Consider the following 10358-nt stretch of genomic DNA (forward strand, 5'->3'; position numbering starts at 1 on the left):
TCTCCGTCATTCCACCTTTCCAAAAAGCCTTATCCTCGTCGCGAGGGCTATGCCGCTATCCTGTCTCACCCTGTCGCGGATCAGATTCATTATGACCCTGACATCCTTCGCGGTGGCGCCCCCCTCGTTTATTATCGAATTGGCGTCTATCGGCGACACCCTGGCTTTGCCTATCCTTACACCCCGCAGTCCCGAATCTTCCACAAGCTCCCTGGCAAGCATTCTGCCCTGATCCTCAAAAACATGGAATATGTACCCTGTAGAACCGGAAGCTACTTCTGCATGCCTCTTTTCTATCTCATCAACTCTTTTGGCTATCTCGGCGATATCCCCTTTGCTCATCTTGAATAGAACCTTCGTTATACATGATGTTGAAGGTATTTTCACTCTCAAATCGGAATCAGCCTGTTTGTTTTTTATCGTAAGCTCCCTCTGTTCCTTGTTGATGATCGTAGTTTCAACCACGCTCTTGGAAATCTTATCCCCGTTGGAGAGGCTGACGTCGCTTGAAACGCATCCGCCTACCGTTCCTTCGTAAAGCAACAGGTCTTCCAGACCGAAAAATCCTTTCTCCACGCAAAACCCAATCAACTTTCTGACGCTGGTCGCCGCCCCGGCTAAAATCAAAACTTCGTTCTCTGATTCAGAGACGAGCTCGACAGAGTCGAACTGTTCAGCAAGCCGAATCAAGAGGCCCGAGACTCCACTCTCCCTGACGATCGTCTTGCTGCAGCTTCCAATGAATGAATATTCGACATCGTTTTCAACCGCCCAGCGAATGACATCCTTGAGCGCGGCTGTATCGCATACCGAAACGAGGGCCTCTGCAATTCCCGATGCGGCCATGGAAACTTCCACGGACATGTCACGGTCGAAGATAACGTTTCCAGGCGTCAAAAGATCTTCCAGCTCCGCCCTTTTCTCGCGCGAAAGCCTTATCTCCTCTTCCGACTGCCTTTCAAATCTAGCCCTTAGCCTTGGGCTGAACGACGCAAGGTCAAGCTCCTCGTAAAGGCCTTCGCTGTCTGCGTCACATTCCCTGCTCCCAGAAAGAGTATCAAGTCCTCCTTCCTGCACCATGGGGATAGCGTCGCCAGAACCTCTTCCGTCGTCGGCGCAAACGCTATCATTTTCTTCGGATACCTCTTGCAAACGTCTTTCCATAGCTTCTCCCCTGTGTAGGATTTAATCGGTTTTTCTCCCGCTGAATAGACCTCCATTATTACCGCTGCGTCAGCGTCTCTAAGCACATCTATAAATTCTTCGTAATGATTCGAAAGTCGGGAAAACCTGTGTGGCTGCATAACAGCCACGATCCGCCTGCCCGGCCAGCCCTTCCTCGCAGCTGCTAGAGTCGCGCCTATCTCCACAGGATGATGAGCGTAGTCGTCCACAATTATAGGACCGTCTTTGCATAAAATTTCAAAGCGCCTCTTCACTCCGCTGAAACCTCCAAGCGCCGACTTGATCGCTTTAAATGGAATGTCCAGATATCTCGCCACAGCTATGGCAGCCAGTGAATTCATGACCTGGTGCTCACCGGTCATTCTCATCTTCACCCTTCCGAGCTTGCTCCCTCTACAACAGACGTTGAAAGTGACGCACTCTCCTGTCTGGGATATCTCATCTGCGGTGTAATCGGCATTCTTTCCGCCGTAAGTAATGCAGGTGCGCGTCACTTCGGAGAGCATCTTTCTGACGACAGGATGCGCAGTGCAGGCCACCACAGCTCCGTAGAAAGGAACTTTATTGGAAAATTCCACAAAGGCGCTCCTGAGATCATCGAAATCGTCGTAATTCTCCATATGCTCCGGATCGATGTTGGTCACAACTCCGATAGTGGGCGTGAGTTTCAGGAATGACCTGTCGGACTCGTCCGCTTCCGCAACCAGAAACTCCCCTCTTCCCAATTTGGCACTAGACCTGAAGCTCCTTACCTTCCCTCCTATTATTACCGTAGGATCGAACCCAGCCTTGCTAAGGATGTATGCAACGAGGGATGTCGTAGAGGTCTTTCCATGCGTGCCCGCGATGGCTACACTGTATTTCATCCGCATGAGCTCGGAAAGCATTTCGGCCCTTGGCACGACCACTATCCCTCTGGCCTTGGCCTCACGCACTTCAGCATTATCGGCGGATACGGCGGAGGAAACCACGACGACATGGGCGCCATCCACATTCTTTGTGCTATGCCCCCTGTATATCCGCGCACCAAGCCTCTTCAATCTCTTTGTTGTATCGCTCGGTTTAACATCGGAGCCGGTCACCCTATAGCCCAGGTTTATCAGAACCTCGGCTATTCCGCTCATTCCGATTCCGCCTATTCCGACGAAATGTATTTGCTGATATTTTCTAAACATCGTCAGTATCTCATTATCTCCAGTGATTTCTCCGCTATCCTTTGAGCCGCATTGCTAAACCCCAGCCTCTCTATTGCATCCCTCATTTCAATTAACTTCTCAGGCGTATTTACGAACTCCCTTATGATCATCGCAGCCTTGGCTCCCGAAAAATCGACATTGTCGACGAGCATTGCGCCGCCGCAATCGGAAAGAAGCTTCGCATTTGCCCTCTGGTGGTCATCCGCAGCAAATGGATAAGGCACCAGCACGGATGGAAGGGAAAGGGCCGCCAGCTCGGCAATTGTTCCGGCCCCGGAGCGCGCTATGACGAGGTCGGCCTTCGCATAACATTCCCATATTTTGTCAGTAAAGACGAAAGTCGATGCATCAATGCCGGCTGCTTTGTATTTATCTGCGAGTTCAATACTTGCCTTGGCGTTTCCAGTCTGATGTATGATTCGGATTCTACCGCTCACGTCCTTCATAAGAGGTATGGCTTCCATCATCGACTCATTCAATCGCATCGCCCCCTGCGAACCGCCAAATATGAACACGTTGAGTTTTCCATCTTCATTGAATGACATCCTCTTTGCAGCGATTACATCTCTTCTCACAGGTATCCCATATTTTATCGTCTTAGCATCGCTGAAATACGAGGAAGCCTGATTAAAACCCGTGAATATCAATCTGGCAAAACGCCCGAGTAGCCTGTTTGCCAACCCCGGAACGGCATTGGGCTCGACGAGCACTATTGGAATGCCAAAAACCCATGAAGCCAAGCCAACCGGCACCGAAGCATATCCGCCTATGCAAACCAATAGCGACGGCCTCTCGGAGAGCAGAAGCCTCATGGCGGAAACTATCGAAATGGGCAGATGTAAAAGCGTCATGAGCTTCGCCGCTGCACCGGCTCCCTTGAAACTCGAACTCTTCATTATAGATAGTTTCCATCCGAGCGCGGGAATAGTTTTTTCTTCTATTCCACGATCAGTGCCAACGAAGCTGATCGATATCTCAGGAAGGCATAGCTTCATGCCCTCTGCAATAGCTACAGCCGGAAATATATGCCCGCCTGTGCCGCCAGCCGCTATCATGACGCTGTTTTTGCCAGTCTTAATCTTCACAAAGTCCCCTGCACTCTTTTATATGTCGATATATTGAGCAATATCCCAACCGCCGCGAGAGATACTACGAGCGATGACCCTCCATAGCTTACGAAGGGAAGGGTCAGCCCTTTGGTAGGGAGAAGTCCCATCACGACGCCCATGTTCAAAAGAGCCTCCATCCCTATTAGCAGCGTACATCCAACGGCGATATATCTGCCGAAAAGATCGGGCGCGTTTAAGGATATCCTCAGGCCTCTGTAACAAAAGAAGCAGAAGAGTGCTATCACCACCGAAATTCCGAGTATGCCGAGTTCTTCACCTATCACTGAAAATATAAAATCCGTATGAGCCTCGGGGAGATAAAAGAGCTTCTGCTGGCCCTGACCAAGTCCCTTGCCCAGCCAGCCTCCCTGATTGAAAGCGACAAAAGACTGGATGATCTGAAAGCCGGACCCATATTGATCGCTCCATGGATTCATGAATGATAGTATGCGTTGTTTTCTGTAATCCGATCCTGAAACCAGCATGAAGATAAGCGGCAGCATAGCCACAAACATACCCACCAGATATTTCACTTTCACCCCGGCAACGAACATCATGAACCATGTTATTATGGCTATCGTCATCGCTGATCCAAAATCCTTCTGCATCAGTACGAAGGCCGCGACCACGCCCATGAATACGATATGAGGCAAAAAACCCACGGCAAAGCTGGATATTTTTTTACTCTTTTTCTCCAGAGAATACGCCAGGAAGATTATCATGGCCACTTTTGCAGCTTCCGACGGTTGAAATCTTATTCCGGCCAGGTTTATCCATCTTGTCGCTCCGCCTATCGTTTTTCCAACTCCCGGGATGAATACGGATCCAACGAGCAGTATAGCTACTAACAATATCGGATACACTACACGCCTGTAGTGAACATAGGATATCTTCATCGTAGCGGCCATCGCAGCAAAGCCGAGCGAGGCGAAGAGCAGCGATCTTTTAAGATAGTAATAGCTATCGCTGTAGGTGTCTTCGGAAAGAACGGCACTGGCGCTGTAATTCATAGTGATTCCTATTCCAACCAGGAATATCACACAGAAAAGCAGCGCTGAATCCATATGGACTCTTTGGTAATCAGACCTTACGTCGTTCACGCTCCAGCTCTCCTTTGTCCTATTTCTCGTCTGCTAGTTCCATAACGCACTTCGCGAACTGCTCACCGCGATCCGCGTAGTTCCTAAACATATCAAAACTGGCGCAAGCCGGAGACAGCAAAACAACGTCTCCAGGTTCGGCCACTGATGCGGCAATCAAAACCGCCTCGCGCATCGATGAAGCCCTTGTGATATCCGCAATACCTTCGAAGATCCTCGACATCTCTTCACAGGATTCCCCTATGAGGACGAGTTTTTTCACCTTCTCTTCCACAAGCGAAGAGAGAGGGGAAAAATCCACACCTTTAGAGATCCCTCCTGCTATAAGTATTATGGGAGCATCCAGCGAACTTATCGCTTTCGCAACAGCCCCTATGTTGGTGCCTTTCGAGTCGTTGAAATACCTGACTCCGTCGAAATCGCGCACGAGTTCCATCCTGTGAGGAAGGCCTTTGAAGCTCTTAAGCCCTTCGAGAAGCAAGTCGCTATCGGCGCCAAGAAGCTCGCACACAGTAAGCGCGGCGAGCATATTTTCCCTGTTATGAACCCCTTCGAGAGAGATCCCCTCCAAGGAATACTTTCTGGTGATTCCCCCTCCGGATGAAACCATCAGGGCTTCTCCGTCAAACCATGATGCGGCCGAACCTGATTTCAGATGTGATCCGCCCTCGGCATCGAATGGGATGAGCGAGCAGGTGGCGCCACGAACGATCCTGGATACGAGAGCGTCGCGCACGTTGTATATCCCAAATCCATCGGCCACTGTTCTCTTTACCAGAGTCCCTTTGCACTCAGCGTATTCCTCGAAAGAGGCATGTCTGTCGAGATGATCCGGAGTTATATTGAGAAGCACAGATATTTTAGGGGCAAGCGACGGCGTCGTCTCTATCTGAAAACTCGAAACCTCCAGTATGACGGCGTCGGACCTGTTGGCGTCATCCACCAAATCCAGGATTGGAGTGCCGATATTGCCAGCAACTACCCTGCGAATTCCGGAATTTTCAAGCAAATGCCCGATCAGTGAGGTCGTCGTCGTCTTTCCGTTGGTGCCCGTAACAGCGACTATCGGTCTGTCTATCCTACCGACCGCAAGCTCCATCTCTCCCACGACAGCCCCGCCTCGCCTGCAAATATCTTCGAGACCCTCAAGGCTAGGTGAAACCCCGGGGCTTATTACTGCCATGTCAGAGGAAGATATTACAGCGGGATCATTTCCGCCAAATCTGAGAGAGACACCGACATCCTTCAGAGAGAGAATTGCATTTTCCATCTCCGCCTGGGGTTTGCTGTCCAGGGCAGTTACCACTGCCCCTTCGCGCGCGAGAAAACGCGCGGCAGCGATCCCGGATTTTCCGAGGCCCACGACGACAATTTTTTTACCCCTGAAGTTCATCCGCACCCTTTTAAAATCACCTTATTTTGAGCGTGGCCAAACTGACCAGCGCCAATATTATCGATATTATCCAAAACCTGACTATCACCTTCGACTCGGACCACCCCTTGAGTTCAAAATGGTGGTGAATCGGAGCCATTCTGAAAATCCTTCTTCCTGTGAGTTTGAACGATATCACCTGAGTTATGACCGATATCGTTTCCAGGACGAAGATTCCGCCTATCACTATCAGTAGAATTTCATTTTTGGTGACCACGGCTACGTATCCAAGCAGGGCGCCCATCGGGATGGAGCCTACATCCCCCATAAATATTGAAGCAGGGTGTGCGTTGAACCACAGAAACCCTATACACGCTCCGACGCACGCGCCACATAGCACCGAAAGTTCTCCGCTTCCGGGCACGAACTGGACTGTCAGATATCTGGCGATCGCGGCATGCCCTGCGACGTAAGCCAAAACTGCATAGGCCAAAAACGCAACCATAGCCGGGACGCTTACGAGCCCATCGAGACCATCCGTAAGGTTCACGGCGTTTGATGCTCCCACAATGACGAGGGCCGCGAACGGAATGTAGAACCATCCCAGATCGGGCTGGAGTCCTTTGAAAAATGGTACCACTAAATTTCTATCCATCCCCATAACATCGAAAAGAACCATGACGGCAAAGGTGGCAAAAATTAGCTGAAGCGGAAATTTCCATCTGGCACGAAGCCCCTTGGCATCCCTAAGTATCACCTTCCTGTAGTCGTCTATAAAACCTATCACACCGAATATTATGATTATGGCCGAAGCGAGAATAATGAAGGGATCTAAAAATTTGGACCACAGCAGTATCGAGGCAAAAACCGATATCCATATCAGTATGCCTCCCATCGTAGGCGTTCCCCTTTTGTCCATATGGGTAACTGGACCGTCGTCCCTGACGGTCTGCCAAAACTGCTTTTTGGCGAGAAAGCGAATGAACGGCTTCCCGAAAACGAAGTAGATAAACATCGCCGTAAACGCGGCCATCAACGTCCTGAAGGTGATATACCTTATGACGTTAAAACCTACGAACCTGTCGTACAGCGGATATAAAAGATAATATAGCATCCCCTGCCGCTCCTCATCCCATTCCTATGGAATGTTTCAAAGACTCTACGACTTTCTCCATCTTCATTCCCCGCGAGCCCTTTACCAATACGACATCGCCCGCCTTTAGGATATCTTCCAAATCCCCTGCAATTTTGCCGATATCATCAAAGACGGTTATATCCGACTGGGACATCCCGGCCTCAGACGCCCCAGCCTTGATGGCGCTCGAGAAATTTCCGACGACATAGATCATGTCAACGCCTAGCCGCACGGCATCGCTGCCCAACTGCTCATGCAGAGACTCGGACTCGCTTCCCAGTTCGAGCATGTCGCCAAGCACGGCTATGAATTTTCCTGTCCTCTTGGCCGACCCCACAGTCCTGAAAGCCGCCCGCATCGATTCCGGATTGGCATTGTACGAATCATTTACAACCCTGACTCCGTTTGCCAGTTGCACCTGTTCGAATCGCATCGCCATCGGGGTAAAATTTGAAAGTCTGTGAGTAGCTTCTTCAGGGTCGACTCCAAGAGCGATCCCGACTGATATCGCAGCCATTGCATTCATGAGATTATGTGTGCCTGGAACCGGAAGCGCTAGCTTTAGCTCCTTTCCCATAACCGAGATAGAAAGCTCCATCGAATCGAGCCCGTCCGTGTCCATGCTCAAAAACCTCACATCGGAATTATTTCTCATCCCGAAAGTTATGCGAGGCCCCCTGTGACCTTCGGCGAGTTTTCTTACCCACGGATCTTCGTTGTTAACTATTATCGTCCCTTCATTTCCCATTTTTTCGAAAAGCTCGCCTTTGGCATGAGCTACCGCATCAACGCTGTGCAGTTTTGCAAGATGGGCGGCTGTGACATTGGTTATGAGCCCAATTCCAGGTCTGGCTATATCGGCGAGCCTCGCAATCTCGCCGGGAGCATTCATCCCCATCTCCAATATCGCAGCCACGTGCGAACCGCCGAGCCTGAAAACCGTCAGGGGAAGTCCTATCAGGTTGTTGAAATTCCCCTCCGTCTTGAGTACATCCCCCAAAGTCGAAAGGATCGAGAAGGCCATCTCCTTGGTGGTGGATTTTCCGTTGCTTCCGGTTATAGCTATGACGGGAATCAAAAATTTAGACCTCCACCATAACGCTATATCGCCAAGCGCTTTTTCAGTGTCCTCAACTTCTACTACGTGGCATCCCTTCGGAGCCGGGAATCCCCTCTTGACCAAAAATGATGACACTCCCATCTCGATCGCCGAAGGAATGAAATCGTGACCATCGAAATGGGCCCCTTTTATCGCTACAAAAAGCTCAGAGCGATTCGCCTTGCGCGAATCTATTCCAATTCCTACGCAGAGGTGTTCACCTCTGCCCCCGATCACGGTACCGTTTGTAGCTCGAGCTATTTCGTCCATCTTAAATTTCATATTGAAAGAATTTCCTCCAGAACTTCTCTGTCATCAAAATGCCTCTTTTGATCTCCTATGATCTGATAATCCTCATGTCCTTTGCCAGCCACCACCAGAATATCACCACTCCTGGCGATCGCTGCAGCCTTGGCTATTGCCTCCCTGCGATCCTCAATGATCAGATATCCATTCTCGCCGGAGAACTCGGAGGCTGAAGATGAAAGCCCCGGCAAAATATCTTCTATTATTTTTTCAGGATTTTCCGTCCTGGGATTGTCGCTGGTAACTATCGCCACATCAGAAAGGGAACCGGCGGCCTTGCCCATCATGGGCCTCTTTTTATAATCTCTGTCCCCTCCGCAGCCGAATACCGATATAAGTCTACCTCCCTCCCTCAGCATAGCCCTTGCATTTTTAAGAACGTTTTCTAGCGCATCAGGCGTATGCGCATAATCCACGATGGCCAGTATTCCTCTTCTGTTTGGAACGTTCTCGAACCTCCCCGGAACTGTGGAAAGGGATTCAACTCCAGCCGCAATAGCGCTCAAGTCTATTTCCAACCCCGAAGCCGCCGAGACAGCGGCGAGGATATTCTCGGCGTTGAATCTTCCGCACAGCCTTGAACGGCAATCGAAGTTTCCTTGAGGAGTGATAACTTTCATCTCTATGCCGTCAGAATTAAACTTCAGCTTATCGCACGTGATGTCCATCCCGCTTCCCATTCCGTATTTGAGAACCGGAGTCGCGCATTTTTTAACCATTCTTCGTCCATATTCATCATCGCAATTTATCGCCGCAAACGCGCTTTTCTTTCCCTCTGTCTCGAGGAGCCTGGCAAAAAGTACGGCCTTGGCTTCAAAATACTCCTCTATCCCTTTGTGATAATCGAGATGTTCAGGAGTCAAATTCGTGAAAACGGCGGCGTCGAAACCTGTACACTCGGCTCGTTTCTGGGAAAGAGCGTGAGAGCTCACCTCCATGGCACAGGCGTCTATGCCGATCATGCGCATATCTCTCAGCATCTTTTGAAGATCTGCCGATTCCGGCGTCGTGTGGCGTGCCTCGAACCGCGATCCCCCGTACCTGTATTCTATACTTCCTATCACACCGGGATTCATACCATTCGAAAGAAATATGGATTCCAAAAGATATGTGGTGGTCGTCTTCCCGTTTGTGCCAGTAACTCCAACGAGCTTCATTTCGGAACTGGGATTGCCATAGAACGAGCATGATATTCTGGCCATGGCCTCCCGCGCATCACTGACAACTATTTTAACCGCGTTGCCGCAGTTGCAATCCGCTCTTTCAGTCACCACTGCCGCAGCCCCTCTTGCCAATGCATCGGATACAAATTTGTTTCCGTCGGTATTGGCGCCTCTCAGCGCGACAAAACAAAACCCCTTAGAAACGTCGGATGAGGAATATGCCACTCCCTTTATCTCGACATCGCGGCTCCCCGTTGTCGAAATAACATTCACTCCGGAAATGATATCCTTCAGCATCATAATATAAATCCTGCCGATCACATGAGCGGTTTGAAAACCACCTTGCATAAAGAGTTCGCGGAAACCACCGCTCCTGGCGGTATCGACTGCTGAACAGCTATTCCTGACCCCTCGAATTTCCAGTTTATCTCGGTATCGCCGGATGCCTCCAAAACGCCCCTCATGGTGAGCCCGTTGAGATCCGGCATGCGCCAAACCTTCGCCCTTTTGCTGTCTCCATCGGAATCGTCGCTTTCCACTTCCTGAAATTTGACATCATCCGCCGAGCGCAGCTGCGCGATGTCGCCCTGACCATCAGCTGGAGGAAGCTGCTTCAAAATGCTGTCAGCAACAATGGCAGGGGATCCTTTGACCTTCAGATAATGAAGGGTTGACTCGGCTATTTCCCTGAAA

At 50.3% G+C, this 10358-nt stretch carries 9 protein-coding genes; all 9 read right to left on the reverse strand.

Features of this window, described 5'->3' with window-relative positions; all coding sequences use genetic code 11:
* Positions 1–6: 6 nt before the first annotated feature.
* Entirely contained in the window at positions 7–1080 is a 1074-nt protein-coding gene (locus GX659_01610; GenBank protein NLD27487.1) for an FAD-binding protein, read from the reverse strand.
* Positions 972–2360 (reverse strand): UDP-N-acetylmuramate--L-alanine ligase, encoded by a 1389-nt coding sequence (locus tag GX659_01615; protein NLD27488.1) that lies wholly within the window; start codon positions 2358–2360, stop codon positions 972–974. Before GX659_01615 ends, GX659_01610 begins: the two co-directional genes overlap by 109 nt.
* A 2-nt stretch (positions 2361–2362) precedes the next feature.
* Positions 2363–3466: an undecaprenyldiphospho-muramoylpentapeptide beta-N-acetylglucosaminyltransferase gene (gene murG / locus GX659_01620; protein NLD27489.1), complete on the reverse strand. Its 1104-nt coding sequence runs from the start codon at positions 3464–3466 to the stop codon at positions 2363–2365.
* Entirely contained in the window at positions 3463–4554 is a 1092-nt protein-coding gene (gene ftsW, locus GX659_01625) for a putative lipid II flippase FtsW (GenBank protein ID NLD27490.1), read from the reverse strand. The genes murG and ftsW overlap by 4 nt, the downstream gene beginning before the upstream one ends.
* 55 nt (positions 4555–4609) lie before the next feature.
* Positions 4610–5983 carry a UDP-N-acetylmuramoyl-L-alanine--D-glutamate ligase gene (gene murD, locus GX659_01630; GenBank protein NLD27491.1) on the reverse strand — a complete coding sequence of 458 codons (1374 nt, stop codon included), beginning with the start codon at positions 5981–5983 and terminating at the stop codon, positions 4610–4612.
* 16 nt (positions 5984–5999) lie between these two features.
* Complete coding sequence (locus GX659_01635; GenBank protein ID NLD27492.1) at positions 6000–7076, reverse strand: phospho-N-acetylmuramoyl-pentapeptide-transferase; 1077 nt, start codon at positions 7074–7076, stop codon at positions 6000–6002.
* A gap of 13 nt (positions 7077–7089) precedes the next feature.
* The gene (locus tag GX659_01640) at positions 7090–8478 is read right to left on the reverse strand and encodes a UDP-N-acetylmuramoyl-tripeptide--D-alanyl-D-alanine ligase (GenBank protein ID NLD27493.1); all 1389 of its coding nucleotides are present in this window, start codon (positions 8476–8478) and stop codon (positions 7090–7092) included.
* Positions 8475–9965 (reverse strand): UDP-N-acetylmuramoyl-L-alanyl-D-glutamate--2,6-diaminopimelate ligase, encoded by a 1491-nt coding sequence (locus GX659_01645; protein ID NLD27494.1) that lies wholly within the window; start codon positions 9963–9965, stop codon positions 8475–8477. Before GX659_01645 ends, GX659_01640 begins: the two co-directional genes overlap by 4 nt.
* A gap of 17 nt (positions 9966–9982) precedes the next feature.
* Positions 9983–10358, reverse strand: a 376-nt coding sequence (locus GX659_01650; protein NLD27495.1) for a hypothetical protein, incomplete at its 5' end; no start/stop codon positions are given.

Source organism: Myxococcales bacterium, from assembly GCA_012513515.1.
Taxonomy (GTDB): Bacteria; UBA10199; UBA10199; order 2-02-FULL-44-16; family JAAZCA01; genus JAAZCA01.

Excerpts from the sequence above, each read along its gene's own strand:
- GX659_01645 (NLD27494.1), bottom strand. The coding sequence starts at position 9,965 with ATGATGCTGAAGGATATCATTTCCGGAGTGAATGTTATTTCGACAACG.
- ftsW (NLD27490.1), bottom strand. The coding sequence starts at position 4,554 with ATGGATTCAGCGCTGCTTTTCTGTGTGATATTCCTGGTTGGAATAGGA.
- GX659_01640 (NLD27493.1), bottom strand. The coding sequence starts at position 8,478 with ATGAAATTTAAGATGGACGAAATAGCTCGAGCTACAAACGGTACCGTG.
- GX659_01615 (NLD27488.1), bottom strand. The coding sequence starts at position 2,360 with ATGTTTAGAAAATATCAGCAAATACATTTCGTCGGAATAGGCGGAATC.
- murD (NLD27491.1), bottom strand. The coding sequence starts at position 5,983 with ATGAACTTCAGGGGTAAAAAAATTGTCGTCGTGGGCCTCGGAAAATCC.
- GX659_01635 (NLD27492.1), bottom strand. The coding sequence starts at position 7,076 with ATGCTATATTATCTTTTATATCCGCTGTACGACAGGTTCGTAGGTTTT.
- GX659_01610 (NLD27487.1), bottom strand. The coding sequence starts at position 1,080 with ATGGTGCAGGAAGGAGGACTTGATACTCTTTCTGGGAGCAGGGAATGT.